General features: G+C 57.3%; 26 protein-coding genes. 18 read left to right on the top strand and 8 right to left on the bottom strand.

Features of this window, described 5'->3' with window-relative positions:
• Window position 1: 1 nt before the first annotated feature.
• Genes hslR through GO007_RS27010 form a run of 3 tightly spaced genes read right to left on the bottom strand, consistent with a single transcriptional unit; the run spans window position 2 to window position 3,272 of the window.
• On the bottom strand, window positions 2–403 hold the full coding sequence (gene hslR / locus GO007_RS27020; protein ID WP_095105290.1) for a ribosome-associated heat shock protein Hsp15: 402 nt from the start codon (window positions 401–403) through the stop codon (window positions 2–4).
• Window positions 400–1,083 carry a GMP/IMP nucleotidase gene (gene yrfG / locus GO007_RS27015; protein ID WP_095105289.1) on the bottom strand — a complete coding sequence of 228 codons (684 nt, stop codon included), beginning with the start codon at window positions 1,081–1,083 and terminating at the stop codon, window positions 400–402. Before yrfG ends, hslR begins: the two co-directional genes overlap by 4 nt.
• A gap of 59 nt (window positions 1,084–1,142) precedes the next feature.
• Complete coding sequence (locus GO007_RS27010; protein WP_095105288.1) at window positions 1,143–3,272, bottom strand: intracellular growth attenuator family protein; 2,130 nt, start codon at window positions 3,270–3,272, stop codon at window positions 1,143–1,145.
• Between the two features lie 476 nt (window positions 3,273–3,748).
• On the opposite strand from GO007_RS27010, the gene nudE reads away from it, so the two are divergent.
• The gene (gene nudE / locus GO007_RS27005; protein WP_041147478.1) at window positions 3,749–4,309 is read left to right on the top strand and encodes an ADP compounds hydrolase NudE; all 561 of its coding nucleotides are present in this window, start codon (window positions 3,749–3,751) and stop codon (window positions 4,307–4,309) included.
• A 90-nt stretch (window positions 4,310–4,399) separates the two neighbouring features.
• On the opposite strand, the gene mrcA is transcribed toward nudE, so the two are convergent.
• On the bottom strand, window positions 4,400–6,958 hold the full coding sequence (gene mrcA / locus GO007_RS27000; RefSeq protein ID WP_189339929.1) for a peptidoglycan glycosyltransferase/peptidoglycan DD-transpeptidase MrcA: 2,559 nt from the start codon (window positions 6,956–6,958) through the stop codon (window positions 4,400–4,402).
• A 117-nt stretch (window positions 6,959–7,075) separates the two neighbouring features.
• Between mrcA and GO007_RS26995 the strand changes: the two genes are divergently transcribed.
• The 12 genes from GO007_RS26995 to trpS all read left to right on the top strand — a co-directional run bounded on the left by GO007_RS26995 (window position 7,076) and on the right by trpS (window position 17,147).
• Window positions 7,076–7,861: a type IV pilus biogenesis protein PilM gene (locus tag GO007_RS26995; RefSeq protein ID WP_095105284.1), complete on the top strand. Its 786-nt coding sequence runs from the start codon at window positions 7,076–7,078 to the stop codon at window positions 7,859–7,861.
• 2 nt (window positions 7,862–7,863) lie between these two features.
• Window positions 7,864–8,403, top strand: a complete 540-nt coding sequence (locus GO007_RS26990; RefSeq protein WP_095105283.1) for a PilN domain-containing protein — start codon at window positions 7,864–7,866, stop codon at window positions 8,401–8,403.
• Window positions 8,387–8,836 (top strand): HofO family protein, encoded by a 450-nt coding sequence (locus GO007_RS26985; RefSeq protein WP_095105282.1) that lies wholly within the window; start codon window positions 8,387–8,389, stop codon window positions 8,834–8,836. Before GO007_RS26990 ends, GO007_RS26985 begins: the two co-directional genes overlap by 17 nt.
• The gene (locus GO007_RS26980; protein ID WP_095105281.1) at window positions 8,826–9,227 is read left to right on the top strand and encodes a HofP DNA utilization family protein; all 402 of its coding nucleotides are present in this window, start codon (window positions 8,826–8,828) and stop codon (window positions 9,225–9,227) included. Before GO007_RS26985 ends, GO007_RS26980 begins: the two co-directional genes overlap by 11 nt.
• The gene (hofQ, locus tag GO007_RS26975) at window positions 9,145–10,380 is read left to right on the top strand and encodes a DNA uptake porin HofQ (protein WP_095105280.1); all 1,236 of its coding nucleotides are present in this window, start codon (window positions 9,145–9,147) and stop codon (window positions 10,378–10,380) included. The genes GO007_RS26980 and hofQ overlap by 83 nt, the downstream gene beginning before the upstream one ends.
• Before the next feature lie 392 nt (window positions 10,381–10,772).
• Window positions 10,773–11,294, top strand: a complete 522-nt coding sequence (gene aroK, locus GO007_RS26970) for a shikimate kinase AroK (RefSeq protein ID WP_004868452.1) — start codon at window positions 10,773–10,775, stop codon at window positions 11,292–11,294.
• A 54-nt stretch (window positions 11,295–11,348) separates the two neighbouring features.
• A complete protein-coding gene (gene aroB, locus GO007_RS26965; RefSeq protein ID WP_095105279.1) occupies window positions 11,349–12,443 on the top strand; it encodes a 3-dehydroquinate synthase in 1,095 nt (364 codons plus the stop codon).
• Window positions 12,444–12,527: 84 nt separating this feature from the next.
• Complete coding sequence (gene damX, locus GO007_RS26960; RefSeq protein ID WP_095105277.1) at window positions 12,528–13,799, top strand: cell division protein DamX; 1,272 nt, start codon at window positions 12,528–12,530, stop codon at window positions 13,797–13,799.
• Window positions 13,800–13,876: 77 nt separating this feature from the next.
• Complete coding sequence (dam, locus tag GO007_RS26955; RefSeq protein ID WP_095105276.1) at window positions 13,877–14,701, top strand: adenine-specific DNA-methyltransferase; 825 nt, start codon at window positions 13,877–13,879, stop codon at window positions 14,699–14,701.
• A gap of 17 nt (window positions 14,702–14,718) precedes the next feature.
• Window positions 14,719–15,396, top strand: coding sequence for a ribulose-phosphate 3-epimerase (gene rpe, locus GO007_RS26950; protein WP_095105275.1), 678 nt, complete (start codon window positions 14,719–14,721; stop codon window positions 15,394–15,396).
• Complete coding sequence (gph, locus tag GO007_RS26945) at window positions 15,389–16,150, top strand: phosphoglycolate phosphatase (protein WP_095105274.1); 762 nt, start codon at window positions 15,389–15,391, stop codon at window positions 16,148–16,150. Before rpe ends, gph begins: the two co-directional genes overlap by 8 nt.
• Window positions 16,143–17,147: a tryptophan--tRNA ligase gene (gene trpS, locus GO007_RS26940; RefSeq protein WP_095105272.1), complete on the top strand. Its 1,005-nt coding sequence runs from the start codon at window positions 16,143–16,145 to the stop codon at window positions 17,145–17,147. The genes gph and trpS overlap by 8 nt, the downstream gene beginning before the upstream one ends.
• A gap of 132 nt (window positions 17,148–17,279) precedes the next feature.
• Here the strand turns inward: trpS and cysG are convergent, their stop codons facing one another.
• From cysG to nirB, 3 genes are all read right to left on the bottom strand, one after another.
• Window positions 17,280–18,653 carry a siroheme synthase CysG gene (cysG, locus tag GO007_RS26935; RefSeq protein ID WP_095105271.1) on the bottom strand — a complete coding sequence of 458 codons (1,374 nt, stop codon included), beginning with the start codon at window positions 18,651–18,653 and terminating at the stop codon, window positions 17,280–17,282.
• A 155-nt stretch (window positions 18,654–18,808) separates the two neighbouring features.
• Entirely contained in the window at window positions 18,809–19,135 is a 327-nt protein-coding gene (gene nirD, locus GO007_RS26930; RefSeq protein ID WP_095105270.1) for a nitrite reductase small subunit NirD, read from the bottom strand.
• Window positions 19,132–21,675 (bottom strand): nitrite reductase large subunit NirB, encoded by a 2,544-nt coding sequence (gene nirB, locus GO007_RS26925; protein WP_095105268.1) that lies wholly within the window; start codon window positions 21,673–21,675, stop codon window positions 19,132–19,134. Before nirB ends, nirD begins: the two co-directional genes overlap by 4 nt.
• A gap of 240 nt (window positions 21,676–21,915) precedes the next feature.
• Here nirB and GO007_RS26920 point away from each other — a divergent pair, with 240 nt between their 5' ends.
• The gene (locus tag GO007_RS26920) at window positions 21,916–23,238 is read left to right on the top strand and encodes a cytosine deaminase (RefSeq protein WP_095105266.1); all 1,323 of its coding nucleotides are present in this window, start codon (window positions 21,916–21,918) and stop codon (window positions 23,236–23,238) included.
• Window positions 23,239–23,244: 6 nt separating this feature from the next.
• Here the strand turns inward: GO007_RS26920 and tsgA are convergent, their stop codons facing one another.
• Entirely contained in the window at window positions 23,245–24,429 is a 1,185-nt protein-coding gene (gene tsgA / locus GO007_RS26915; protein WP_095105264.1) for an MFS transporter TsgA, read from the bottom strand.
• A 276-nt stretch (window positions 24,430–24,705) separates the two neighbouring features.
• Here tsgA and ppiA point away from each other — a divergent pair, with 276 nt between their 5' ends.
• The 4 genes from ppiA (at window position 24,706) to pabA (ending at window position 26,738) form a co-directional block, all read left to right on the top strand.
• Window positions 24,706–25,275: a peptidylprolyl isomerase A gene (gene ppiA / locus GO007_RS26910; RefSeq protein ID WP_095105263.1), complete on the top strand. Its 570-nt coding sequence runs from the start codon at window positions 24,706–24,708 to the stop codon at window positions 25,273–25,275.
• Between the two features lie 107 nt (window positions 25,276–25,382).
• The gene (locus GO007_RS26905) at window positions 25,383–25,550 is read left to right on the top strand and encodes a YhfG family protein (RefSeq protein WP_095105261.1); all 168 of its coding nucleotides are present in this window, start codon (window positions 25,383–25,385) and stop codon (window positions 25,548–25,550) included.
• Window positions 25,540–26,142, top strand: a complete 603-nt coding sequence (locus tag GO007_RS26900) for a putative adenosine monophosphate-protein transferase Fic (protein WP_095105260.1) — start codon at window positions 25,540–25,542, stop codon at window positions 26,140–26,142. Before GO007_RS26905 ends, GO007_RS26900 begins: the two co-directional genes overlap by 11 nt.
• Before the next feature lie 32 nt (window positions 26,143–26,174).
• On the top strand, window positions 26,175–26,738 hold the full coding sequence (gene pabA / locus GO007_RS26895) for an aminodeoxychorismate synthase component 2 (RefSeq protein WP_095105258.1): 564 nt from the start codon (window positions 26,175–26,177) through the stop codon (window positions 26,736–26,738).
• Window positions 26,739–26,746 lie beyond the last annotated feature (8 nt).

Here is a 26,746-nt window from a genome sequence, read left to right as displayed (position 1 = left end):
GTTATTCACTATCGCCGTGTTTAAATCTCATCAGGTCGCGGCGCTCTTTCTTGTCCGGACGTCTGTCGGGATGCGGCATGGTTAGCGCGTTCATCTTGCGCGCCAGCGCCATTTTTTCGCGTTTCTCGATGCTCTCTGCCGTCTCTTCGTACAACGCGACGGCTTCGCTGGCGGGCCGGCGCTGTTCAGTAATGCCTTTTACTATGACGGTGCGTTCGTCGTTGCCCTGGCGTAGCGTCAGGGTGGCGTCCAGCTCGACGATTTTCCCAGGCTTGCTGCGCTGTCCGTTATAGTGCACCTTGCCGCCTTCAATCATCTCGCGCGCCAGCGCACGGGTTTTATAAATGCGGGCTGCCCAAAGCCATTTGTCCAGCCGGATGGCTACGACGGGCTTCTCTTTCATGGCCTCTCCTTTGGCGTCAGCGAGGGGATCAGGCGCCGGTAATCATTCAGGCCAGGATGACGGACGTAGCTCTTTTCCGCCAGCCCGGAATCAGGATTGGTCACCCCGAGGCAATAGCGAATGCCGTACTGCGCTGCCGCATCGAGGATCGCCTCGTTGTCATCAACAAACAGCGTTTTGCGCGCATCGAAGCCGGTTTCCTCAGCCACCGCGCGCCACAGACGCTGATCTTCTTTCGGATAACCAAATGTGTGGGTGGAAAGCAATAAATCAAGGTGTGCATCAAGACCGGTGTGCTTGAGCTTGACCGCCAGATTGTGCGGATGGGCGTTGGTCAGCAGGATGCGCCGCTTGCCGCTGGCTTTGAGGGCAGCAAGGAACGGCACGGTATCTTCGCGCAGGGCGGCTTTCGGCCCCTGCTCGCTGGTCATCGCACGAATATCCAAATTCAGGCGCTCGCTCCAGTAGTCCAGACAGTACCAGTTTAGCGTATGCTGCACCGCGTGATACTCCTGATGCATCGCCTCTCTGGCCTCCTGCAGGTTAAGACCGCGGGCGGCTCCCCAGGTTTCCGGGACCAGCTTTTGCCAGAAATAGTTGTCGAAGGCGAGGTCGAGCAGGGTGCCATCCATATCCAGCAGAACGGTATCAACCTCCTGCCAGGCGATATCAAAGTGCATGGTGAGTCTCCAGCGAGGGGAAATGCGCGACAGGTTAACACACCCCGTCGCGCAAAGGATTACTCGTGATGTTCCGGCGAGGGGATAAGCACCGGGTTCAGGCAGCTTTCATAATACTTCTGAATTTCTTCCATCCGCTGGCGATGGCGCTGGTAGCGGCGAATCGCCAGGACGCCATGCCAGGACATGCAGCCGAGCATTACCAGCAGCAGGAGCGTCGTGCCGAGATAGCGCCACAGCCCTGAACGATCGGGAATGCTGTGCAGATTGATGTGCTGCGTGCCGTTGGCATCGGTATAGAGATTGGTGACAATGCCCTCGGCGTGGAAAGGCGTATGCATCAGCATTCCGGCCAGCCGCTGCAGCTCGCCCCACTGATCGTGGGCAGGGTAATCATACAGGCTGACGGTGGGCCACGGCTGGCTGACCAGATCGCTGCCTTCATCGCTGGCGATTAAGAAACCGCCGGGAGCCGGGCTGTTCAGCGCCTGCGCTGCCCGCGAGGTTTCGCGGATCACGAACGGCGCCGTGGAGGTCGTCACCAGGTTCTCCAGCGACTCCGCGCTGACCGGGCGTAAAAGCACGTTGATGCCGTCCAGCTTGCCGGCGCTGGCGCGTTTGGTCAGGGCATCCCAGCTGCGCGTATTGCCAAGGTTGACCAGCGCATTCTTCAGGCGCGTGCAGTCATCTTTTGCCGAGCACAGGCTATTGGTTTTGATAACGATATCGCCAAAATCATCCAGCAGCACCATTCCGGATTTCTGAATGGCCGAGCGCAGCGCCGGGCTAACGCGTGAATCGTCGTCCGGGTCCGGGTGCAGCTGGCGCTGGACGGACTGCATCAGCGCGGTGGCTTTGCCAACGATGTCAGACTCCGGCAGCGGCAGGGGAGGCGCATCGTTCCAGACGATTTGCGAGCAGTCAAACGGCATAAACGGCGAGTTCTCTTTTGCCGTCCAGGTATCCGGAGTGTGGATATTACACATCCCGATGCCCTTCAGCCGCAGGGTATCACCGATGCGGACCTGCGACTTTTCTAACTGCGCGACGGTCGTCGCTTCGATCGTTTGTGCGCCTTTGAGCCACGAAAGCGTGAATTTAAACGGCATGTTCAGCGGCACGCTGGCCCACAGCATCACCACCACCAGCAGGGCGCCGGCAGCGATAATGGCGCTGCGTAGCCAGTACTGGAGCGGGAAGTGCCTGACCTCATCGTGTAGCGACAGGAAGCGTCCCTGGCGCGCGACGTGGCGATTGAGATAGATATCTACATCCGTTTGCTGACCGAGATCCTGGGCAATCCACGGCTGCCAGTGGCGCGGGTAGATCAGGTCGATAATACCCAAGGAGATATTATTGATGTGCTCCTGATCGTTTTCGCCAAACAGACCCCAGCGTTTTGGCATTCCGCGCAGGCAGTGGATCTCCCGCAGGGCGTTTTTACGCGGCGGAGCGTACATCCCCCACAGGCCAGCGAGCAGCAGCAGGAGCCCGCCGCCGAGCAGCCAGGGAGTGAAAACGTAGGGGCTGATCAGGCTGAAGTAAAACAGCAGGAACGCGGCGACTATCAGCACCGCCTCGCGCAGACCGTCGGGGCGGCTAAGCGCATGCTCTTCAGCGGTCTCCTGGCGAATATTCAGCAGCTCGATCTGCTCACTCTCTTCACCGCGGATAGATGCCTGAGTTGCCGACGCCCTTTCAAGAGCGTAGCCGCGGGCCTCCTGCGGATAGTCGCTGAGCGCGTGGCCGTTGAGCGCAATGACCAGCGGCAGGCTGTCGGTTGGGATCAGGTCAACGCTATTTTCGTCGTTGATGTGCTGCTCCCAAAACGGCGGCAGGTGGACCTCCACCGAATCAAGGAAGTAGCGCCATTTGTTCGGATCGTCAGTGGTGATGCCGTAGCGGGTGATGGCCCGGGTCACCGTAATAACGGTATCGCTCTGCGCGTTCAGCGTCAGAGAGACGGGCGCAACGCTGGCACCGGTAGCCGGTATCTTCTGCGCCTGGCTGAGCCCCTCGAGATACTTTTCTACCGCCCGGCGCTCATCGGCGGAAAGCTTGCGCGTAGCGGCATCGCTAAAGGCATGCAGCAAAGGGAGGCGACGACGTCTGACATGCGCGCGATACCCCCACCCGATCAGCAGTGCGCAGAGCAGCAGCGCCGTGAAAAAAATCAGAAAGGTGCCCATGCCCATCCCATCATAGTTATTCTTTTCTTACCGGTATCGTTGGCTGCCATTAACACTCAAAAGCCATCCTTCAGGATTATTTTACCTGCGATTATGGGCCAGGAAAGAGCGAGAAATCCTCGGCTACGCTCGGTACGCTTCGGTTTCTGCGCGCTATCCGCTCAGACTGCCGGCGACACTAACGCCCGACGGGGGAGGCTCGTCGCGTGAGCCTGCAGTTTGCTACCGGCAGATATTGTGTAAGTAAGGGAAAATTTATTGCGCGTTACAGCAGCATACAAGCTTATCAAAAACGTTAAAATGCAGGAATCGGTAAATTCTCAAATACATTTCAACCTATTGACTTTTTTATCTTTATGATTCTCTCATTGCGACCGAATACGTTGCAACTATGTAAATTAGTGGCGAATTGAATTGCCGAAAGCGTGCTCCATATCGCACAATGACCTCTGTAATCACAGCATAGACCGATAACAATGAGCAAATCATTACAAAAACCCACCATTCTCAATGTTGAAACGGTAGCGCGTTCGCGTCTTTTTAACGTTGAAAGCGTGGATCTGGAATTCAGCAACGGCGTGCGGCGCGTTTATGAACGCATGCGGCCTTCTACGCGTGAAGCCGTGATGATTGTGCCGATTGTCGACGACCATATTATTCTGATTCGCGAATACGCGGTAGGAACGGAGTCCTATGAGTTAGGTTTCTCGAAAGGGCTGATCGATCCGGGCGAGAGCGTGCTGGAAGCGGCGAACCGCGAGCTGAAAGAAGAGGTCGGCTTCGGCGCGCAGAAGCTGACGTTTCTGAAAAAGCTGAGCATGGCACCGTCCTACTTTTCCAGCAAAATGAATATCCTGGTTGCCGAAGATCTCTACCCTGAATCGCTGCCGGGCGATGAGCCGGAACCCTTACCGCAGGTGCGCTGGCCGCTATCCGAGCTGATGACGCTGCTGGACGAAGAAGATTTTAACGAAGCACGCAACGTCAGCGCGCTGTTCCTGCTGCGTGAATGGCTGCAGGCGCAGGGCCGCCTGTAGTTCGAAGACGCTCCTTGCGGCGATGCGACGCATTGAGCGTACGGATGGATGAAAAAGAAAAAGCGCCCGCAGGCGCTTTTTTTGTTTTTGTCAGAACAGCTCGTGGGTCTCTCCACCGCCGTCGGTAAGGGTCGTACCGACTTCATGGACCGCCTGCTGCGTGGGCTGCGTGCCGTCAATAAAGTACTCCGCGCGGCTATTGCCACCGCTGGCCAGCTGGCCAGTGCTGCGATCGATATTGACCGTGACTATGCCGGAAGGCGGCGTCAGCGGCTCTTCCGGTACGCCTTCAAGCACTCTCTTCATAAAGTCATCCCACGCCGGTTGGGCGCTTTTCGCCCCCCCCTCGTAGCCGGAGATCTGCTCTTTAATGGCGCCGGAAGCGGTGGTGCGGCCCAGATCGCGTCGGTGATCGTCAAAGCCAATCCATACTGACGTCACCACGCCCGGGCCGTAGCCTGAGAACCACGCATCTTTCGAGCTATTGGTGGTCCCCGTTTTGCCGCCAATATCGTGGCGCTGTAGATCGCGGCCGGCGCGCCAGCCGGTTCCCATCCAGCCCGGCTCGCCGAAGATGTTGCTGTTCAGCGCGCTTTTAATCAGGAAGGCCAGCGGCGTGTTAATCACGTGCGGCGCGTACTCCGGCGTTCCGCTCTGGGCAACCAGCGCCTGGTTAGCCTGTTCAAGCTGCGGCTGCGGCGGAACTGCCGGGTTTTGCGGATCTTCAGAGGTCGCCACCTCTTCGACGTCTTTATTCTCCAGAACGTTGGACTTCGGCGTATCGCCGTAAATCACCGGGGAGTTGCACTGCGGGCAGGCAATTTTCGGCCGCTCTTCGAAGATTACGCCGCCCTGATCGTTTTCTATCTTACTGATAAAGAACGGTGTGATCAGGAAGCCGCCGTTGGCCATCACCGAGTAGCCGCGGGCAACCTGTAGCGGCGTAAAGGACGCTGAACCCAGCGCCAGGGATTCGGTATGCACGATGTTCTGCGCCGGGAAGCCGAACCGCTGCAGGTATTCCGCCGCGTAATCAACGCCCATCGCGCGCATCGCGCGAACCATCACCACGTTTTTCGACTGTCCCAGCCCCTGACGCAGACGAATTGGCCCCGCGTACTGCGGCGGTGAGTTTTTCGGCTGCCAGTCAGAACCCGCGCCGGCATCCCAGCGGGAAATCGGCACATCGTTGAGCATGCTCGCCAGGGTTAAGCCTTTATCCATCGCTGCGGTGTAGAGGAACGGTTTAATGTTCGACCCCACCTGACGCAAGGCCTGGGTGGCGCGGTTAAATTTGCTCTGATTAAAGTCGAAGCCGCCGACCAGCGCGATAATGGCGCCATTTTGCGGGTTAATGGAGACCAGCGCCGAGTTTACATCCGGTACCTGCGATAGCCACCAGCTGCTGCCCACCTGACGGACCCAGATCTGCTGCCCCGTCTGCACTGCGTCGGTCACTTTACGCGGCGTGGCACCCTGCTGGGTATCAGAGATAAAGCGACGAGCCCAGCGAACGCCGTCCATATTCAGCATCACCGACGTACCGTCAGCGAGCAGCGCAACGGCTTCCTGCGGATTCGCTGACGTCACGACCGCCGGAGAGAGCGGCCCGGCGCCGGGCTGATTTTTTAAGGTCGCGATGATTTTCTTGTTGTCCCACGGGGTTTCACCCACTTTCCACAGCACGCCTGCCGGTCCGCGATAGCCGTGGCGCATGTCGTAGTCCAGCACGTTATTACGCACCGCCTGCTGAGCCGCCTGCTGGTTTTTACGGGTAATCGTGGTGTAGACGCGATAGCCGTCTTCATAGGCCTTTTCGCCGTAGCGGTTAACCATCTCCTGACGCACCATTTCGCTGAGGTACGGTGAGGAGAAGGCGATTTCCGGCGCATGGTATCGGGCATCGATCGCTTCGCCACGCGCCTGGTCGTACTGAGGCTGCGTGATATAGCCTTCGCTCAGCATACGCGCCAGCACCACGTTGCGGCGTGCGGTCGCGCGGTCCATTGAGTACAGCGGGTTAAAGGTCGACGGCGCCTTCGGCAAGCCGGCAATGACGGCCATTTCGCTCAGGCTGAGCTGGTCGACGGATTTACCAAAGTAGACCTGCGCCGCGGCGCCGACGCCATAGGCGCGATAGCCGAGGTAGATTTTATTCAGGTACAGCTCAAGGATTTCATCTTTGTTCAGCAGCTGCTCGATGCGGATCGCGAGGAATGCCTCTTTGATCTTACGCATCAGCGTCTTCTCCGGACTAAGGAAGAAGTTACGCGCTAGCTGCTGGGTGATGGTGCTGGCGCCCTGCGACGCATGGCCAGAGAACATGGCGACGCTGGCTGCACGAAAAATACCGACCGGATCGACGCCATGATGCTCATAAAAGCGGCTGTCTTCGGTGGCAATAAACGCTTTGAGCAGCTCAGGCGGCATTTGTTGCAGGGTTACGGGAATACGGCGCTTCTCGCCATATTGCGCAATAAGCTCGCCATCCGCGCTGTAGACCTGCATCGGGATCTGCAGGCGCACATCCTTCAGGGTCGCGACATCGGGGAGCTGTGGCTCAATATATTTATAAAGGCCAAAAATCGAGCCTGCACCCAGCAGAACGCAACAGACTGCAAGGATGAATAGATACTTTACGAACTTCACCGGAGATTTCCCATTTAGTTTTATTTGGGCAGTTTATAAACAAACGCGCAGTAGTATAAAGGCAAGCCTGGTGCATTGATAGAGCTCAACCGTAACGGCGGATAAGGAGATATCACCATGGCTTTCAGGAACTGGCGAATAGGGATGCATATCCAGCAGGATAAGATAGCTATCGTGGCGCTGCGGCTTGAACGCTCCCGCTGGGCGCTGTGTCGCTGGTGGCATATTGCGCTGGCTCCCGGCATCGTCCGAAACGGGCAGGTGGCTGACGGCATTGCGCTGGCCGAGCGGCTGCGCGGCTGGCGACGGGAGCTGCCGCTACAGCATCAGGTGAGCATCGCCTTTCCCGCCAGCCGAACGCTGCAAAAGAGACTCCCTCATCCGCAGCTTTCTCTGCGTGAAAGCGAGCTGGCGATGTGGGCAGCCAGCGCTATGGCCCAGCAGCTGGAAATGCCCGCCTCCTCATTATGCGTCGATTATAGCGCATCCTCGGTCGCCAACGAGTGGCGGGTGACTGCCGCTCAGCGGCTGGATATCGACGCGCTACGCCAGCTTGCCGCCCGGCTAAAGCTCAGGGTTAGCGCCATTGTCCCGGATGCCAGCGCCCTCAACGCCTTTTTCCCCTGGCTGCCCCCGGAATGGTCAGGACTGGCGTGGCAGGATGAAATGCACTGGATATGGGCTTTGCAGGATAGCTGGGGCAGCTGCCCGTGCGCAGAGGTTGCCTCATTCGCTCAGCTTTCCGCGCGATTAAACGTCCGGCAGCTCGGGCTTTGCGCGGCCCGGCCTGCCGATGAATATCGCTTTGACCCGTGGAGCGTGATCCATCGCCTGCAGCCTCCGCTTCCTTCCAGCGGCGACAGCTTCGTCGTGGCGCTAGGGCTTGCGCTGGGAGTGCGCTGATCGTGGTGCAGGCAATCAACTTTCTTCCCTGGCGGGAAACGCGTCGGCGGCAGCGGCTGCGCCTTTGGCTGCTCTCTGCCGGCGGGCTGCTGCTGGGCCTGCTGATGGCGCTATCGCTTTCCCGGGCGTCGCGGGAAGCGGACGACAGGCTCGGCTCAGTGAGATTAGCAGCCGAAAATCAGCTGTATGCCGCGCTCCAGCAGCGTGAAAGCCTGATGCGCGAGCAGCTCCGGCAGCATGAAAAGCAGCACCTGCGCCAACGGCAGCGGGAGCTGACCCGATCCTGGCAGCCGCGGCTGCGCAAGATTGCGTCGCTGGTGCCGGAGCCGGCCTGGCTAACCCGGCTGGAATATCAGCAAAACACCCTGACGCTCAGCGGCCTGACCCTTCACCTGAACGCATTATCGGCGCTGGAAACCGCGCTGACGAAGATCGATGGATTTCGGCCGGCAAAAACCGGTGAAACCCGGCGCGATGGCGGTGGGCGCTGGCTGTTTAGTTTTTCCCTTGCAGGAGAAAGCGTTTATGCGGGCACTCATTGAGCGCTGGAAGGCATCACTTTTCCCTCTTCGCGGCGGTTGGCTGGCGCTGGCAATCGCGCTGCCGCTCACGATCGCCGCCGGTTTCTGGCTGATAGCTCCGCCACCGGCGCAGGAAAACGGCCGCTCGGATCGTCTGCGCCAGCAGTGGCGGAAGCTGCTGCCGCTGCGGGGAGCGCTGGCCCAGGAGGAGGCGGTCGGGCTGGCGAGACGGGCTTTTTCCCCGCTTCATCTGCCGGTCGATGAGGCGGCGCTGATTGCCTGGAAGCCCGGAGGAAGAGGCGGGGAGATGGTGCTTGAGCTGCGCTGGCCGTCGGTACCGGCTCTCTTTTCCTGGTTGGCAGACTGCGGGATGCGGGTTGTCGCGTTTTCGCTACATCCGCAGAAAAAGGTGCTGCGGCTGAGCCTGCAGCTGGAGGCCGAAGATGCGGAGTAAATGGTGGAGTCTGGTGCTGCTGCTACCTCTTCCTCTGCCCGGCGAGGAGCGAGATCCCTTCCAGCCGGCGGAAGATCGCTGTCAGGTGGCGCAACTGACGCAGTGGCGCTACGGCGGGGCGATAGGTTCCCCGGAGCAGTGGATTGGTATCCTGCAGGACAGCGCGGGAAAGTGGCGTCGGGTGAGGGTAAACGAAACCCTCGCGGCCGGCTGGAAGATTAGCCTGCTGACGGCGGAAAAAATCGAAATAACGACGGGGCCGGGATGCGACCCCCGGCACTGGCGCTGGCTGCGTGAGGAGAAAAAAGATGCGATGGATAAGCCTGTTATTTCTGTTGCCGCTGGCGGTCGCGGCGGCAAAAAAAGAGCAGCCGATATCTCTGGTGGTTGATGAGGCCCCGGTGGCTCAGGTGCTACAAACGCTGGCGGCGCTGCGACAACAGAATCTGGTTGTGGCTTCCGACGTTAGCGGAACGCTCTCGCTGCGCCTGAATAACGTTCCCTGGCAGCAGGCTCTACGGTCAGTTGTCGACAGCTCCGGGCTGACGTTCAGCCAGCAGGGAACGATACTGTATGTGCATACTTTGGCGTGGAAAAAAGCGCAGCAGGCGCAGCTTGAGTCGGATCGCGCAAAACGAGCACAGAATCTCCCCTTGCAGCGGCATAGCGTCGTGCTGCGCTATGCTGATGCGGGCGAGCTTGCGAAGGACGGCGACAGGCTGCTCAGCCCGCGCGGTAGCCTGACCGTCGATAAGCGCACCAACCGGCTGCTGATTCGTGATGACGCTGAACATCTGGCCGCGCTGAAGGCCTGGGCTCTGGAGATGGACCTGCCCGTCGGCCAGGTAGAGCTGGCGGCGCATATTGTCTCAATGAGTGAAACCAGCCTGCGCGAGCTGGGCGTGAAATGGAGCCTGGCTGAAGCCAGCAGCATGCCGGGTTCCGGCAAATTTACTGCGCTGGGCAGCCAGCTGGCGGCAAGCGATGCCAGTACGCGCACGGGCTTTAATATCGGGCGCATTAACGGGAGGCTGCTGGCGCTGGAGCTGTCGGCGCTGGAACAAAAGCAGCAGGTAGACATCATCGCCAGCCCGCGCCTGTTGGCTTCCCATATGCAGCCCGCCAGTATCAAGCAGGGGAGCGAGATACCCTATCAGGTTTCCCGGGGAGAGAACGGCGCAACGGCGGTCGAGTTCAAAGAGGCCGTGCTGGGAATGGAGGTGACGCCAACGGTACTGCAACAGAACCGCGTGCGTCTGAAGCTGCGAATCAGTGAAAATATGCCGGGTCAGGTGCTGAAGCAGGAAAATGGCGAAGTACTGGCGATCGATAAACAGGAAATTGAAACCCAGGTTGAGGTTAACAGCGGTGAAACCCTGGCGCTGGGAGGGATTTTTTCACAAAAGAACAAATCTGCCCGCGATAGTATTCCGCTACTAGGCGATATTCCACTGCTTGGTCAGCTGTTTCGCCGGGACGGAAAAGATAATGAGCGCCGCGAACTGGTTGTCTTCATTACCCCACGTATTCTGGCAGTGCATTAGGCGTTTTTCTTGCTAAACACGTTTCAGGTGTTTGACGTGAGGACGGATTTAGCATACAAGGGGTACCGATTTGAGAGTCGGGTTCGGCATCAATCCTCCCTTTTTGTCCGGTGATTTATTCTCATAATCGTTCAAGACGTATTGAGGCGGTAAGCGAGTTCACCCCCAGAAACATAGCTAACTATGCACCTGGAGGCGAATAAGTGCAGCCAACGGCGAGGTAGTTTGAATAATGAAGCGTATATTCAGTTGCCAAACCTGCCGGAGTATTGAGATAATTTTTAGTCTGACTCTCGCTCTATTGCATATGAGGTTTCAGTTCATGTCCTGCTGCGCTGGGTGTTCGCGAAGCGGGTTTACCATTAACGAATAGTCTTAGTAGTACCGAAAAAATGGCAGAGAAACGCAATATCTTTCTGGTTGGGCCTATGGGTGCCGGCAAAAGCACTATTGGGCGCCAGTTAGCCCAACAGCTCAACATGGAATTTTACGATTCCGATCAAGAGATTGAGAAACGCACCGGCGCTGATGTTGGCTGGGTCTTCGATGTAGAAGGCGAAGACGGCTTCCGTGACCGTGAAGAAAAAATCATCAATGAATTGACGGAAAAACAGGGAATTGTGCTGGCAACAGGCGGCGGCTCTGTAAAATCCCGTGAAACGCGTAACCGTCTCTCCGCCCGCGGCGTGGTGGTCTACCTGGAAACAACGATCGAAAAACAGCTTGCCCGTACGCAGCGCGATAAAAAGCGTCCTCTATTACAGGTTGAAGCGCCGCCTCGCGAAGTGCTTGAAGCGCTGGCAGACGAGCGCAACCCGCTGTATGAAGAGATTGCAGACGTCACTATTCGTACTGACGATCAGAGTGCGAAAGTGGTGGCAAACCAGATTATTCATATGCTGGAAAGCAATTGATTCTGGCTTAATAAAGTGCGTCAGAGTAAAAGCAACTGAGGTGGACGTCGCGTTATGGAGAGGCTTACTGTAACTCTCGGGGAACGTAGTTACCCGATTACCATCGCGGCTGGTTTGTTTAACGATCCAGCTTCCTTTCAGCCACTGCAATCAGGCGACCAGGTTATGCTGGTCACCAATGAAACGCTGGCGCCGCTTTATCTGGATAACGTTCGTTCCTTGCTGGAGCAGGCGGGTGTTAAGGTCGACAGCGTTATTTTGCCCGACGGCGAGCAGTATAAAAGCCTGACGGTGATGGATACGGTCTTCACCGCTTTGCTGCAGAAACCGCACGGCCGTGACACCACACTGGTAGCACTCGGCGGCGGCGTGGTCGGTGATTTAACCGGCTTTGCTGCGGCTAGCTATCAGCGCGGTGTGCGTTTTATTCAGGTTCCAACCACCCTGCTGTCGCAGGTGGATTCTTCGGTCGGTGGTAAAACTGCCGTCAATCATCCTCTCGGTAAAAATATGATTGGTGCCTTCTGGCAGCCAGTTTCTGTCGTTGTCGATCTCAACTGTCTTAAGACGTTGCCGGCGCGCGAACTGTCTTCCGGCCTGGCTGAAGTCATTAAATACGGCGTAATCCTTGACGGTGAATTCTTCGACTGGCTGGAAAATAACATCGATGCGCTGCTGGCGCTGGATGAAAAAGCAATGGCGTACTGTATTCGCCGCTGCTGTGAGCTGAAAGCCGAAGTTGTCGCCGCCGACGAGCGTGAAACCGGGTTACGTGCTTTACTGAATCTTGGACATACTTTTGGTCATGCTATCGAAGCCGAAATGGGCTACGGTAACTGGCTGCACGGCGAGGCTGTCGCTGCCGGGATGGTGATGGCTGCGCGTACGTCCGAACGGTTAGGGCAGTTCAGCGCACAGGATACGCAGCGTCTTATTACGCTGCTACAGCGCGCGGGTCTGCCGGTCAGTGGGCCGCAGGAGATGACCGCGCAAGCGTATCTGCCCCACATGATGCGTGATAAAAAGGTGCTGGCAGGCGAAATGCGGCTGGTGCTACCGCTCGCTATAGGGAAAAGCGAGGTTCGCGGCGGAGTGTCGCACGATGTAGTTCTTGGCGCGATTGCTGATACTGAGCAGGCGCAACAATAAGAAGGTCTAGCCGCGTCCGCGCGGCGTTATCATTTCAGGTGACGTGCAATAGTCGTGAGCATAAGCCTTTTAGTGGGGTGTTAAATGGATGAATTAAAACCAGAAGACGATTTGAGAGCCGATCGCAACGATCGTCGTGCTGGTCGTTCCCGTCAGTCTTCCGAGCGCGATAGCGATCCGCAGATCAATTTTGATGATGTCGATCTTGAGGCGGACGAGAGCCGTCCGACGCGCGCGAGTAAAGCACGTCGTGAGCGCGATGAAGAAGAGTATGAAGAAGACCTGGAGTCTGAAGAAGACGAGGTCGAAGAGCAGCAGGTTGAGCGCCGTCCGCGTAAGCGTAAGAAAGCGCCAGCGAAGCCTGCCTCTCGCCAGTATATTATGATGGGGGTGGGGATCCTCGTGCTTCTGCTGCTGATTGTCGGCATCGGTTCCGCACTGAAATCGCCGTCTTCCTCTAACGAACAAGCGGCGACAGGTGAGAAGAGTATCAATCTGTCAGACGCACAGGACAACAGCGGTCAGCCTGCCGTTCAGGACCAGACCGCGGGTAACGCCCAGCAGCAGGATGTTTCTCTGCCGCCAATTGCGTCTAATCCAACCCAGGGTCAGACTACCGCTGAGCCTCAGGGACAGCAGCGCGTCGAGGTTCAGGGCGATCTGAACAACGCCCTGACTCAGCAGCAGGGCCAGATTGACAGCGCCGTGGCAAACTCGACGTTACCGACCGAACCTGCAACCGTCGCCCCGATGCGCAACGGCGCGGCTCCGCGTCAGGCAACCACCGAGCGCCAGACTCAGGCAGCCGCCGCTCCGCGTCCGGCTGAGCGTAAGCACACCGTTATTGAGCCGAAGCCGATGGCTACCGCGAAAGCACCGGTTGAGTCGAAGCCGGCACAGCCGAAGCGTGTAGAAAGCACCGTCGCTGCGGCGCCGGTGAGAACGCCAGCCGTAGAGCCAGCTAAGCCTGCCGCGACTGCCCAGGCTAAGCCGACGCCGGCCGCCGCGCCTGCGGCAACCGCTACTGCTGCTCCGGCGGCGACAGCGGCCGCTTCTGGCGGCAAAACGTCCGGCGACGTGAGCTCGATGAAAGCGGCTCCGGCCGGCAACTACACCCTGCAGCTCAGCTCTTCCTCCAACTACAACAATCTGAGTAGCTGGGCGAAGAAAGAGAAGCTGGATAAGTACGTCGTCTATGAAACTACCCGTAACGGTCAGCCTTGGTATGTGCTGGTCAGCGGCATTTACGCTTCGAAAGATGAAGCTAAACGCGCTGTAGCGACTCTGCCAGCGGATGTGCAGGCGAAAAATCCGTGGGCAAAACCGCTGCATCAGGTTCAGGCTGACCTGAAATAAGCCGCGGCGTAGTCTTAAGCGCAGGGTGCTGTCGGAGCTTTCTCCACAGCTGGAGAATGTGTAATTAGTTAGGCAGCATGAAAAAGAATCGCGCTTTTCTGAAATGGGCGGGGGGGAAATACCCCCTGCTTGACGATATAAAAAAACATTTGCCGCAGGGCGACTGTCTGATTGAGCCCTTTGTGGGCGCCGGGTCGGTATTTCTTAATACCGACTTTTCTCGTTATATCCTCGCGGACATCAACAGCGATCTGATCAGCCTGTACAACATCGTCAAATCGCAGGCAGATGATTATGTTACCGCGGCGCAGGAGATGTTTACGCCTGAGAACAACGTGGCAGAGAGATACTACCAGTTCCGTGCTGAATTCAATCAAAGCCAGGACCCGCTTCGTCGTGCGGTGCTGTTCCTTTATCTGAATCGTCATGGCTACAACGGTCTGTGTCGTTACAATCTGCGCGGTGAGTTCAACGTGCCTTTTGGCCGCTATAAGAAGCCCTATTTCCCCGAAGCTGAACTGTATCATTTTGCACAGAAGGCGCAGAATGCGTACTTCTACTGCGAGTCGTATGCCGACAGCATGGCGCGAGCCGACGGGGCTTCTGTGGTCTACTGCGACCCGCCGTACGCGCCTTTGTCTTCTACCGCTAATTTTACGGCGTACCATACGAGCAGCTTTAATTCCGAACAGCAGGCCCACCTGGCGCAGCTGGCGGAGAACCTGTTCGAGCAGCGGGTTCCGGTTCTGATTTCTAACCACGATACCGCGCTGACGCGCGAATGGTATCGTCTGGCTAAACTGCACGTCGTCAAAGTTCGACGCAGTATCAGCAGCAACGGTGGAACCCGAAAGAAGGTGGACGAGCTTCTTGCTCTTTACCGTCCGCCGAAGACTAAATAATTTTCAAGGAGATGCGGATGAAGCAGTATTTGATTGCCCCTTCGATTCTGTCGGCTGATTTTGCCCGTCTGGGTGAAGATACCGCCAAAGCGTTGGCTGCAGGTGCAGACGTTGTGCACTTTGACGTGATGGACAACCACTACGTGCCGAATCTGACTATCGGCCCAATGGTGCTGAAAGCGCTGCGCGGCTATGGCGTCACCGCTCCCATCGACGTGCACCTGATGGTCAAGCCGGTCGACCGCATCATTCCTGATTTTGCCGCAGCGGGCGCCAGCATCATCACCTTCCATCCGGAGGCGTCGGAACACGTCGACCGCAGCCTGCAGCTCATCAAAGAGCACGGCTGCAAGGCAGGCCTGGTGTTCAACCCGGCAACCCCGCTGAGCTACCTTGATTACGTGATGGATAAGCTGGATGTGATCCTGCTGATGTCCGTCAACCCGGGATTCGGCGGCCAGTCTTTCATTCCGCAGACCCTCGACAAACTCCGTGAGGTTCGCCAGCGCATCGATGCATCCGGTTACGATATTCGCCTGGAAGTCGATGGCGGCGTAAAAGTCAGCAATATCGCGGAAATTGCGGCAGCAGGGGCGGATATGTTCGTGGCCGGCTCGGCGATTTTCGACCAGCCGGACTATAAAAAAGTCATTGATCAAATGCGCAGTGAATTAGCGAAGGTTAGTCATGGATAAATTACAGGCTATTCGCGGCATCGCGTTTGACCTCGACGGTACGCTGGTGGACAGCGCGCCGGGCCTGACGGCCGCCGTTGATAGCGCGCTTTACGCTTTAGAACTCCCGATGGCGGGAGAGGATCGCGTTGTCACCTGGATTGGCAACGGCGCGGACGTGCTGATGGAGCGCGCCCTTACCTGGGCACGCCAGGAGCGCGCGACGCTGCGTGCGGCCGGGGGGAAACCTTCCGTCGATCGCGATGACATCCCGCAGGCCGAGCAGCTCGCAGTGCTGCGCAAGCTGTTTGACCGCTACTATGCTGAAGCCGCGGAAGAGGGCAGCTTCCTGTTCCCGGCGGTTGCCGATACGCTGGGCGCTCTGCACGCCAAAGGGCTGCCTCTGGCGCTGGTAACCAACAAACCGACGCCGTTTGTCGCGCCGATGCTGGCAGCCCTGGATATCGCGAAATATTTTAGCGTGGTTATCGGCGGCGACGATGTACAGAACAAGAAGCCGCATCCCGAACCGCTGCTGCTGGTAGCGGAAAAGCTGGGGCTGGCTGCCGCTGAGATGCTGTTTGTCGGCGATTCGCGTAACGATATTCTGGCGGCGAAAGCGGCCGGCTTTGGCTCAGTCGGCCTGACTTACGGCTACAACTACGGTGAGCCGATTGCGCTCAGCGAGCCGGATTATATCTTTGACCAATTTAACGAACTCTTACCCGCTCTCGGGTTACCGTCCAGTGAAACTCAGGAATTAAAAAATGACTAAGCCCATCGTTTTTAGTGGCGCACAGCCCTCAGGTGAATTGACCATTGGCAACTACATGGGTGCGCTGCGTCAGTGGGTGGGCATGCAGGATGACTATCACTGCATCTACTGCATCGTGGATCTGCACGCCATCACCGCGCGTCAGGACCCTGAGAAACTGCGTAAAGCCACGCTGGATACGCTGGCGCTTTACCTGGCATGCGGTATCGATCCGGCGAAAAGCACCATCTTCGTTCAGTCGCACGTGCCGGAGCATGCGCAGCTGGGCTGGGCGCTGAACTGCTACACCTATTTCGGTGAGCTGAGCCGCATGACCCAGTTCAAAGACAAATCCGCCCGCTACTCGGAAAACATTAACGCCGGCCTGTTTGATTACCCGGTGCTGATGGCGGCAGATATTCTGCTTTACCAGACCAACCAGGTACCGGTGGGAGAAGACCAGAAGCAGCACCTGGAGCTGAGCCGCGATATCGCGCAGCGCTTCAACGCTATCTACGGCGAGGTGTTCAAAGTTCCTGAGCCGTTTATTCCTAAATCCGGCGCGCGCGTCATGTCGCTGCTTGAGCCGACGAAAAAGATGTCCAAGTCGGACGACAACCGCAACAACGTGATCGGCCTGCTGGAAGACCCGAAATCGGTCGTGAAAAAGATCAAGCGTGCGGTAACGGACTCCGACGAGCCGCCGGTGGTGCGCTACGACCAGCAGAACAAAGCCGGCGTTTCTAACCTGCTGGATATTCTCTCCGGCGTTACCGGCCAGAGCATTGCGGAGCTGGAGCAGCACTTCGACGGGAAAATGTATGGTCATCTGAAAGGCGAAGTTGCCGATGCGGTGTCCGGCATGCTGGTTGAGCTTCAGGAGCGCTATAACCGCTTCCGTAACGATGAAGCCTTCCTGAATCAGGTGATGAGAGACGGGGCGGAGAAAGCCAGCGCTCGCGCCTCACAAACGCTGAAAGCGGTATACGAAGCGATTGGTTTTGTTGCGAAGCCGTAAGCATCGGCGGTCAAGACAGAACGCATAAAGTCGGTAAAGAGGGCGGGTTAATCCCGCCCTTTTGCTTTTTTGCCCTTGTCCGCCGCCCGCCCGTTCATCATGCTGCGGGCAGAGAAGCCGAAGCGGCGAATCTTAATGGTTAGAGAACCAGTTGAGCCTGTCGCGAAGGCTCACCACGCGGCCGACGATAATCAGCGCCGGGCTCGCCATCTGCTGCGCCAGCACATCCAGCTGATCCAGGGTGCCGGTGACCACCTTCTGGCTGACCGCCGTGCCGTTTTCAACAATAGCCGCCGGCATATCAGCCGCCATGCCGTGGGCAATAAGCTTCTCTCTGATCGCTGGCGCCTGGTTTAACCCCATATAAAACACCAGCGTCTGCTTTTCGACTGCCAGGTTTTGCCAGTCCAGCTCTCCCCCGGTTTTCAGATGCCCGGTGACCAGGCGAACGCCCTGCGCGAAGTCGCGATGGGTCAGAGGAATACCGGAATAGGCGGAGCAGCCGGAGGCGGCGGTGATCCCTGGCACGACTGAGAAGGGAATACCGGCATTACACAGGGTTTCGAGCTCTTCGCCACCGCGGCCGAAAATGAACGGATCGCCGCCTTTCAGACGCACAACCCGGCGGCCGTTCTGCGCTTCCCGCAGCAGAATTTGGTTAATCTCATCCTGCGGCACGCAGTGGTAGCCCGCATGCTTGCCGACGAACACCCGGTCGGCGTCGCGGCGAACCAGATTCATAATATCGTCTGAGACCAGCCGGTCATAAACCACGACATCCGCCTGCTGAATCTGCTGCAGCCCTTTCAGGGTCAGCAGACCGGCATCACCCGGTCCGGCGCCCACCAGAACGACTTCACCGCGGTGATCCAGCGGTTCGTTCAGCAGCCGCTCGGTCGTATCGGCTACGGCCTGCCGGTCTTCGTTGGCTAACGACTGCGCCAGGCGGTCGTTCATAAACAGCTTTTCCCAGAAGCGGCGACGCTCGGCCACCGTGGCAAACTGTTTTTTAACCCGCGCCCGCAGCTGGCCGGCATAATGCGCCAGCTGGCCCAAATGGAGCGGCAGAACCGACTCCAGCTTTTCGCGCAGCAGCCGCGCCAGCACCGGTGAAGTTCCGCCGGAGGAGACGGCGACCATCAGCGGCGAGCGGTCGATAATCGAGGGCATAATGAAGCTGGCCTGCTGCGGCGAATCCACGACGTTGCAAAAGATACGTCGCGCTTCCGCCGCCTGGCTGACCTGCTGGTTAACGTCGTTGTCATCAGTCGCGGCGATCGCCAGCCAGCAGCAATCGAGCAGTTGGGGATTAAACCTGTCTTTTACCAGCGTCAGCATCTGTTCATCAGCCCACACCTGAAACTGCGGAGAGAAATCGAGGGCGTTAACCGTTAATTTGGCACCGGCATCCAGCAGCAGTCGCGCCTTACGTTCGGCAACATCACCGCCGCCGACCAGCAAACAGTCGCGATCGCGCAATTGGCAAAAAATGGGTAAGTGATCCACGGAATATCCTCGCAGCAGGGCAATGAGAGATGATGAGCCGTCGTAGCATAGCAGCGGAGTACCTACAAAATATACGACTTTTCCGGTGCTTACCGATTAGTGGGCATAAGCAGAACATATGGTTCCCCCTGAATACCAGAGGGAACCACGGAAAATCAGGCTTTAAGCTGAATTTTTCCGTCTTTTACCCGCGCGTCAAAATGGGCGATGGAGTGGCTCTCATCTTCCATGCAGAAGCCGTCGCGCAGACGAAAACGCTGCTTTTTCAACGGGCTGGCGACCCACAGATCGCCCTCATGTTCGGCAATGATGCCGCGAGAAAGAACGCTGGCGTTGAAGAAGGGATCGATATTGCTGATCGCAAAAACCCGCTCGTCCTGGTAAGGGCGGAATACGGCGACCTGCTGCTGGCCAAGCAGCGCGCAGACGCCGGTTGCCGGCAGGATTTCGTCAATCTTGCAGATGTTTATCCACTGGCTCATGCGTTTTCCTCCACCAGAGTCACCGGGATACGCTCATACGGCGTGGCCGGGCGATGCTGTTCGCGTTCCGGCACAACCTGAACGTTCGGGTCGCGCTGGCTGCTGTTGATAAAGTGCCTGAAGCGGATCTGCGCTGCCGGGCTGTTGACGGTTTCAGTCCACTCGCAGGCGAAGGCTGCACGCAGGCGGGCCAGCTCTTCTTCCAGGTGTTCGTTCAGACCAAGCTTGTCGTCGATAATGACGCGCTTCAGATAATCGATGCCGCCTTCCATGTTATCCAGCCAGGGCGCGGTACGCGTCAGCTTATCGGCGGTACGGATGTAGAACATCATAAAGCGGTCGAGATACTTGAGCAGCGTTTCGCGGTCAAGGTCGGCCGCCAGCAGATCCGCGTGACGAGGTTTCATCCCGCCGTTGCCGCAAACGTAGAGGTTCCAGCCTTTTTCGGTGGCGATGATGCCGACGTCTTTACCCTGCGCTTCAGCGCATTCACGCGTACAGCCGGACACGCCAAACTTCATTTTATGCGGCGTACGGATGCCTTTGTAACGGTTCTCCAGCTCGACGCCGAAGCCTACGCTGTCCCCAACGCCGTAGCGACACCAGGTGCTGCCGACGCAGGTTTTGGCCATACGCAGCGCTTTGGCGTAGGCGTGGCCGGTTTCAAAGCCCGCTTCAATCAGCTGACGCCAGATTTCCGGCAGATCGTCTTTTTGAGCGCCAAACATGCCGATACGCTGCGAGCCGGTAATTTTGGTGTAGAGGTTATATTCGCGCGCGATGCGACCGACGGCCACCAGCCCTTCCGGCGTGATTTCGCCGCCTGCGGAGCGTGGGATAATGGAGTAGGTCCCGTCTTTCTGGATGTTGGCGAGGAAGTTATCGTTGGTCTCCTGCAGCGGCGTATGCTGAGGCTTGAGGATGTACTCATTCCAGCAGGAGGCCAGCAAAGAACCCACGGTAGGTTTACACACTTCGCAGCCGTAGCCCTTGCCGTGTTTCTCCAGCAGCTCATCGAACGTTTTAATGCCTTCGACGCGGATCAGATGGAACAGCTCCTGGCGCGAGTAGGCGAAGTGTTCGCACAGATTATGGTTAACTTCGATACCCTGTTTTGCCAGCTCTGCGTTCAGCACCTGGGTCACCAGCGGGATACAGCCGCCGCAGCCGGTACCGGCTTTGGTTTCGGCTTTCAACGCGGCAACGGTGTGGCAGCCTTTATTGATAGCGGAAATCAGCATGCCTTTGGTCACGTCGAAGCAGGAGCAGATTTGCGCGCTGTCCGGCAGTTTATCGACGCCAATAGAAGGTTTACCGCTGCCGGCATGGGACGGCAGAATCAACGCGTCCGGGTTTTCTGGCAGTTCGATAGCGTTCAGCACCAGCTGCAGCAGATTGCCGTAATCGCTGGTATCGCCGACCAGCACCGCGCCGAGCAGGGTTTTGTTATCTGCGCTGACGATCAGGCGTTTGTAGACCTCTTTGCTCTCATCAAGATAGACGTAGCTGCGTGCGCCGGGCGTACGGCCATGCGCATCGCCGATACCGCCAACGTCAACGCCGAGCAGTTTCAGCTTAGCGCTAAGGTCGGCGCCGGTGAAGGCGTTGTCCGCGCCGAGGATATGGTCGACGGTAACCTGGGCCATTTTGTAGCCCGGCGCGACCAGACCATAGACGCGGTTGTTCCAGCTGGCGCACTCGCCGATGGCGTAAATATCCGGATCGGAGGTCTGGCAGGTATCATTCACTACGATACCGCCGCGCTGAGCTACCGCCAGACCGCACTGGGTGGCGAGCTTGTCGCGCGGGCGGATACCGGTGGAGAACACGATGAAATCGACCTGCAGCTCGCTACCGTCGGCGAATTGCATGGTTTTCCGCGCTTCGCTGCCCTGCTGGACGATTTCTTTCGTATTTTTGCTGGTATGAACCTTCACGCCCATACTTTCGATTTTGCGCTTCAGCTGCTCGCCGCCCATATTGTCAAGCTGCTCGGCCATCAGCATTGGCGCAAATTCGATAACGTGGGTTTCAACGCCGAGGTTTTTCAGCGCGCCTGCGGCTTCGAGGCCCAGCAGACCGCCGCCGACTACGGCGCCGCGTTTGCTGCGCCGTGCGCAGGATTCGATGGCGTTAAGATCTTCAATCGTACGGTAAACGAAGCAGTCCTGGGTTTCTGCGCCTTTAATCGGCGGGATCCACGGATAGGAGCCGGTTGCCATGACCAGTTTGTCGTAAAATACGGTGCGTCCCGCGCTGGAGTGAATGACCTTCTCCTGGCGGTTAATCGTAATTGCGCGCTCGCCGATCAGGACGTTAACGCCGTGCTTCTCGTAAAATCCTTCACGAACCAGCGAAAGTTCTTTCGCGGTATGATGGGAGAAGTAAGATGACAGGTGGACGCGGTCGTAAGCGATACGGGGTTCTTCGCAGAACACGGTAATATCAAACTGTCCGGCAGGCGCCTTATCAAGAAGCTCTTCGATAAAGCGATGGCCAACCATGCCGTTACCGATAATAGCGATTCTGACTTTGCTCATTTTTGCCTCGATTTCTTTTCTAATACCGCCTACCTTAACGATTCAGCCGGTACACTTATTGATGCAAATCAAATTCAATCCTGCCTACCACTTAATGGGTATTATCATGATTTATTTAGGTTTTTCTAAGTCATGGAAAAGTCAGGCTTTTCCTTTTTGTTGCTTTTGTGTACAAAAACAGCAGGGAATTGCGGGTTCGGGATGGATGAAAATTAAGCAATTTCAACGGGGGTCATCAAGATGACAGCAGCACCACTTTGGTTGATTCAGAACGTGCGCCTGCCGGGCCGCGACGGGCTATGGCAGATAGCAATAGATAAAGGCTGCTTTGGCGATATAACCCCGATGGATGAAGCGCGTGGCGATAGCCTTGAAGTGCTCAACGCCCGCGGTGGGCTGGCCATTCCACCGTTTATTGAACCGCATATCCATCTGGATACGACGCAAACTGCCGGCGAGCCGAGCTGGAATCAATCCGGGACGCTGTTCGAGGGTATTGAGCGTTGGGCAGAGCGCAAGGCTTTACTGAGCCATGAGGATGTAAAAGCCCGTGCGTGGAAAACCCTGAAGTGGCAAATTGCGAACGGTATACAGTTTGTGCGCACGCATGTCGATGTTTCAGACCCGACGCTGACCGCCTTAAAAGCGATGCTGGAAGTGAAGCAGGAGGTAGCCCCGTGGGTAGATTTGCAGATAGTCGCCTTCCCACAGGAGGGGATTTTATCCTACCCCAATGGGGAGGCCTTGCTTGAAGAGGCGCTGCGCCTCGGTGCCGATGTGGTTGGGGCTATTCCCCACTTCGAGTTTACCCGCGAGTACGGCGTTGAGTCCCTGCATATCGCCTTTCGCCTGGCGCAGAAATATCAGCGTCCGCTGGATATCCACTGCGATGAAATCGACGATGAGCAGTCGCGGTTTGTCGAAACGGTCGCGGCCCTGGCTTTAAAAGAGGGGATTGGCCCACGGGTTACGGCCAGCCATACCACCGCCATGCACTCCTATAACGGCGCCTATACCTCGCGGCTGTTTCGCCTGCTGAAGCTCTCGGGGATCAACTTTGTCGCCAACCCGTTGGTGAATATCCACCTGCAGGGACGCTTCGATGATTATCCAAAGCGGCGCGGTATTACCCGGGTAAAAGAGCTGATGGCCGCAGGGATCAACGTTTGCTTTGGTCACGACGACGTTTTCGACCCGTGGTATCCGCTGGGTACCGGCAATATGCTGCAGGTACTGCATATGGGGCTGCACGTTTGTCAGCTAATGGGCTATCAGCAGATTAACGACGGGCTGAAGCTGATTACCGACAACAGCGCCCGCACTTTTGGTCTGAGCGACTATGGCATCAGCTCGGGGAATACGGCCAACCTGATTATTCTACCTGCGGAAAACGGTTTCGAAGCCGTGCGCTGCCAGGTACCGGTACGCTGGTCCATTCGTCAGGGGCGGGTGATTGCCACAACGCAGCTGGCGCAGACCTGGATACAGACCGATAAAGGCGGGGAGGAGCTGTTCTTTACCCGTAATAGCCCCTCTGCTGACGCAAAGGGGCCAAAGGCCTAACGCGACTTAGTGTGACCCTGCCTGCGCGCCGTGCTGGCGGTGGCGGGAGACGAAGCCGAGGATAATGCACATCACAAATACCACGGCATAGAGGCCGTTAGCGGTTTGCAGCGCTGCCAGCGGCCCGCTGGCGGCGACGATAGGACCGGTGACCACGAAGGTCAGCATCGTCCCGATGGTGCCGCAGGTGAGCACAAAGTTAACCAGCTTCGGTGACGACACTTTGGTCTGCTGCGAGCCCAGGGTGATCAGCGAGGTGTAGATAGCGCTGGAGAAGAAGCCAAGGGTCAGGATAAACCACGGCATATGCTCCGGTGAACCGTTAATAAACAGGTACATCAGCACCGTAGCCAGGCCCGCCAGAGCGGTAAGAATGCGCTGCAGGTCGAAGAAACGCAGAATGAAGCTGAATGACCACATACCGATCATGTACGACATCCAGAAATCGCTCACCAGCTTACCCGCGTCGCCAAGGCTCATGCCCAGGCCCTTGGCATATTCCGGCACCCAGGAGATAAAGCCCAGCTGTCCAAGGATATAGCACAGCGCGGCGATGGAAAGAAACAGCACGCCGATACCCCACTTCTCTTTGACTACCGGCTGGCTGTCCTGCTGCGCTTTTTTACCCAGCACCGGGAATTCACAGCCGAAGGTCAGAACGAAGATAGCGACGTAAACCAGACCAATACAGACATACACCCAGTACCACTCGATGCTGCGCGCCAGCAGATAGGCGGCAACCATCGGGAAAATCATTCCCGCCATGCTGAAGAAGGAGTCGGTGAACAGCAGGCGAGCGCCGCGCTGGCGGCCTTCGTACATATGGGTTATCAGGAAGGTACCGATCGACATGGTGATCCCGCTGACCAGACCCAGCACGAACATCGCCGCGGAGAACAGCGTCAGGCTGTGGCCAAAGATCAGCCCGATTACCGCCAGTACCATCAGGATAAAGCCAAAACGCAGCTGCGTTTTCAGCGGCACGATTTCCATCAGCCAGGCGTTCAGGAAGATAGAGATCAGGATCCCGGCATTGAGGAAGGTGAAGGTGTTGCTCATACTGGAAACGGGCAGATGGAAGTAATCGGCGATATTGCCCATCACCATCCCGGTGACGATCACCAACGCTCCGGTCAGGGCGTAGGAGAAGAAGCTGATCCATGTGAGCTTGATACGATTGCTGTTAGTCATGACTGGCCTGTGAATAGAAATGTAAAGCGCGTTGACTCTGCGCCAGGGCGAACAGATTTTATTCATTCGAGTGATGTAAGCAACGTTTATTATGAAATGTAGATCTTTTTGCATGGATTAGTGTGATGTGGATCTCTTTTATATATTCAGCCGAGCGGCAAACGCCTCGTTACAACTGTTTCAGCTACGTAAAATTAGGTAAAAGGCTGGCCCAGGATGCAAAGGCTCTTTAGAATCAATGCACTTGCTTTTTTTCTGCTCCGTTAAGGAATCTCGATGCTCAAATCAACTCTGGCGGCGGTGGTTGCCGTTTTCGCTATTTCCGCTTTCTCCCCGGCTATGGCAGCGAAGGGCGATCCTCATGTCTTGCTGACGACTTCTGCGGGAAATATTGAGCTGGAGTTAAATAGCCAGAAAGCACCGATTTCCATAGATAACTTCCTCAAGTACGTGAACAGCGGCTTCTACAACAACACCACTTTTCACCGCGTGATCCCAGGGTTCATGGTGCAGGGCGGTGGCTTCAGCGAACAGATGCAGCAAAAGCAGCCGAACCCGCCGATCAAGAACGAAGCGGACAACGGCCTGCGTAACACCCGCGGCACCATCGCGATGGCGCGCACCGCCGATCAGGACAGCGCGACCAGCCAGTTCTTCATCAACATTGCGGACAATGCCTTCCTCGACCACGGACAGCGTGATTTTGGCTACGCGGTGTTCGGTAAAGTCGTCAAAGGAATGGACGTCGCCGACAAGATTTCTCAGGTCCAGACGCATAACGTTGGGCCGTATCAGAATGTGCCGTCAAAACCTGTCGTGATCCTCTCAGCGAAGGTCCTGCCTTAAGTTCTTCCGCGCGGGCGGCTCACGCTCGCGCCGTTGTTTCCGCCTTTCTGCGTGACCCGAAATTGCTGCTTATACTTGTGGCACAGGGGACGATAAGAGAGGCGAGCATGCGTTCACTCACCGATAAGCAAAAATCCCGGCTCTGGGAACAGACTCGTAGCGTGAATTTTCAGGCCAGCCGTCGCCTGGAAGGGGTCGCTGTACCTTTGGTGACGCTAAGCGCCGAGGAAGCGCTGGCGCGTCTTGCTGAGCTGAGGGGGCGTCATGAGCAGTAAATATGGCGACGATCGCGATCCCTATCTCTATCCCGTACTCGACGTATTGCGTAATCTTCCCGGCATTCGCCAGGCCCGGCGTCTGGAGCAGGTGATGCTGGAGGTCACCTCGCTACGCGCGGCGACGATTCCCCTGGGGCCGCGCGGGCGCGGGCTGCCCTATCTCTGCTCGATTCACCATCAGCTCTACCAGGATATTTTTTCCTGGGCCGGACAGTTCAGGGAAATTGATATCTATCAGGGAGATACTCCTTTTTGTCATTTCGCATGGATTGAAAAGGAGGGCAACGCGCTGATGCGGGCTCTGGAAGAGGAGAACTATCTGAGCGGCCTGGAGCGCAACGCTTTTATTGCGCGCCTGAGCTGGTACTACGGCGAAATCAATGTGCTGCACCCTTTTCGCCTCGGCAGCGGGCTGGCGCAGCGCATTTTCTTTGAGCAACTGGCGATTCATGCCGGCTTTATCCTCGACTGGCGCGATATCGATCCTGAGGAGTGGAGCCGGGCTAATCAGCTGGGGGCCATGGGCGATCCTCAGCCGCTCGAACGGATCTTTGCCAAAGTGGTAAGCGAAGCGCGAGAATCTGAGTAGAATAGCCCGGTTTTGTTCTTTCCGGAGCCACTATGATCCTGCTTATCGACAACTATGATTCTTTTACCTGGAATTTGTATCAGTACTTCTGCGAGCTGGGAGCCGAAGTGCTGGTTAAGCGTAACGATGAGCTGACGCTGGAGGAGATCGCGGCGCTGGCGCCGGAGAAAATCGTTATCTCACCAGGCCCCTGCACTCCGGATGAATCAGGGATTTCCCTGGCCGTCATCGGGCATTATGCCGGGAAGGTGCCGCTGCTGGGCGTCTGCCTGGGCCATCAGGCTATCGCCCAGGTCTTCGGTGCCACTATCGTCCGCGCCGCCAAAGTCATGCACGGAAAAACGTCGCCCGTCAGCCACGGCGGACGCGGCGTGTTTCAGGGGTTAAGCAATCCTCTCACCGTCACCCGCTACCACTCTCTGGTCATTGACCCGGATACTCTGCCTGACTGCTTCGAAGTGACGGCCCGCAGCGAGAGCGGAGAGATTATGGCTATTCGCCATCGCGAGTGGGATCTTGAAGGGGTGCAGTTTCACCCGGAAAGTATCCTCAGCGAGCAGGGGCATCAGCTGCTGGCAAACTTCCTCAATCGTTGATTTGTAGT

Source organism: Klebsiella sp. 10-1 (assembly GCF_009758445.1).
Taxonomy (GTDB): Bacteria; Pseudomonadota; Gammaproteobacteria; order Enterobacterales; family Enterobacteriaceae; genus Klebsiella; species Klebsiella scottii.
The sequence above is the reverse complement of the archived record's forward strand: the minus strand, read 5'-3'. Positions and strand labels throughout refer to the sequence as shown.

Bases quoted from the DNA above. Each gene is read 5' to 3' on its own strand.
- GO007_RS26920 (WP_095105266.1), top strand. From the start codon at position 21,916: ATGACAGCAGCACCACTTTGGTTGATTCAGAACGTGCGCCTGCCGGGC.
- GO007_RS26900 (WP_095105260.1), top strand. From the start codon at position 25,540: ATGAGCAGTAAATATGGCGACGATCGCGATCCCTATCTCTATCCCGTA.
- nirB (WP_095105268.1), bottom strand. From the start codon at position 21,675: ATGAGCAAAGTCAGAATCGCTATTATCGGTAACGGCATGGTTGGCCAT.
- dam (WP_095105276.1), top strand. From the start codon at position 13,877: ATGAAAAAGAATCGCGCTTTTCTGAAATGGGCGGGGGGGAAATACCCC.
- GO007_RS27010 (WP_095105288.1), bottom strand. From the start codon at position 3,272: ATGGGCACCTTTCTGATTTTTTTCACGGCGCTGCTGCTCTGCGCACTG.
- rpe (WP_095105275.1), top strand. From the start codon at position 14,719: ATGAAGCAGTATTTGATTGCCCCTTCGATTCTGTCGGCTGATTTTGCC.
- pabA (WP_095105258.1), top strand. From the start codon at position 26,175: ATGATCCTGCTTATCGACAACTATGATTCTTTTACCTGGAATTTGTAT.
- GO007_RS26985 (WP_095105282.1), top strand. From the start codon at position 8,387: ATGCGGGCACTCATTGAGCGCTGGAAGGCATCACTTTTCCCTCTTCGC.
- nudE (WP_041147478.1), top strand. From the start codon at position 3,749: ATGAGCAAATCATTACAAAAACCCACCATTCTCAATGTTGAAACGGTA.
- aroB (WP_095105279.1), top strand. From the start codon at position 11,349: ATGGAGAGGCTTACTGTAACTCTCGGGGAACGTAGTTACCCGATTACC.
- GO007_RS26980 (WP_095105281.1), top strand. From the start codon at position 8,826: ATGCGGAGTAAATGGTGGAGTCTGGTGCTGCTGCTACCTCTTCCTCTG.
- yrfG (WP_095105289.1), bottom strand. From the start codon at position 1,083: ATGCACTTTGATATCGCCTGGCAGGAGGTTGATACCGTTCTGCTGGAT.
- tsgA (WP_095105264.1), bottom strand. From the start codon at position 24,429: ATGACTAACAGCAATCGTATCAAGCTCACATGGATCAGCTTCTTCTCC.
- GO007_RS26905 (WP_095105261.1), top strand. From the start codon at position 25,383: ATGCGTTCACTCACCGATAAGCAAAAATCCCGGCTCTGGGAACAGACT.
- hslR (WP_095105290.1), bottom strand. From the start codon at position 403: ATGAAAGAGAAGCCCGTCGTAGCCATCCGGCTGGACAAATGGCTTTGG.
- hofQ (WP_095105280.1), top strand. From the start codon at position 9,145: ATGCGATGGATAAGCCTGTTATTTCTGTTGCCGCTGGCGGTCGCGGCG.
- nirD (WP_095105270.1), bottom strand. From the start codon at position 19,135: ATGAGCCAGTGGATAAACATCTGCAAGATTGACGAAATCCTGCCGGCA.
- ppiA (WP_095105263.1), top strand. From the start codon at position 24,706: ATGCTCAAATCAACTCTGGCGGCGGTGGTTGCCGTTTTCGCTATTTCC.
- GO007_RS26995 (WP_095105284.1), top strand. From the start codon at position 7,076: ATGGCTTTCAGGAACTGGCGAATAGGGATGCATATCCAGCAGGATAAG.
- trpS (WP_095105272.1), top strand. From the start codon at position 16,143: ATGACTAAGCCCATCGTTTTTAGTGGCGCACAGCCCTCAGGTGAATTG.
- damX (WP_095105277.1), top strand. From the start codon at position 12,528: ATGGATGAATTAAAACCAGAAGACGATTTGAGAGCCGATCGCAACGAT.
- aroK (WP_004868452.1), top strand. From the start codon at position 10,773: ATGGCAGAGAAACGCAATATCTTTCTGGTTGGGCCTATGGGTGCCGGC.
- gph (WP_095105274.1), top strand. From the start codon at position 15,389: ATGGATAAATTACAGGCTATTCGCGGCATCGCGTTTGACCTCGACGGT.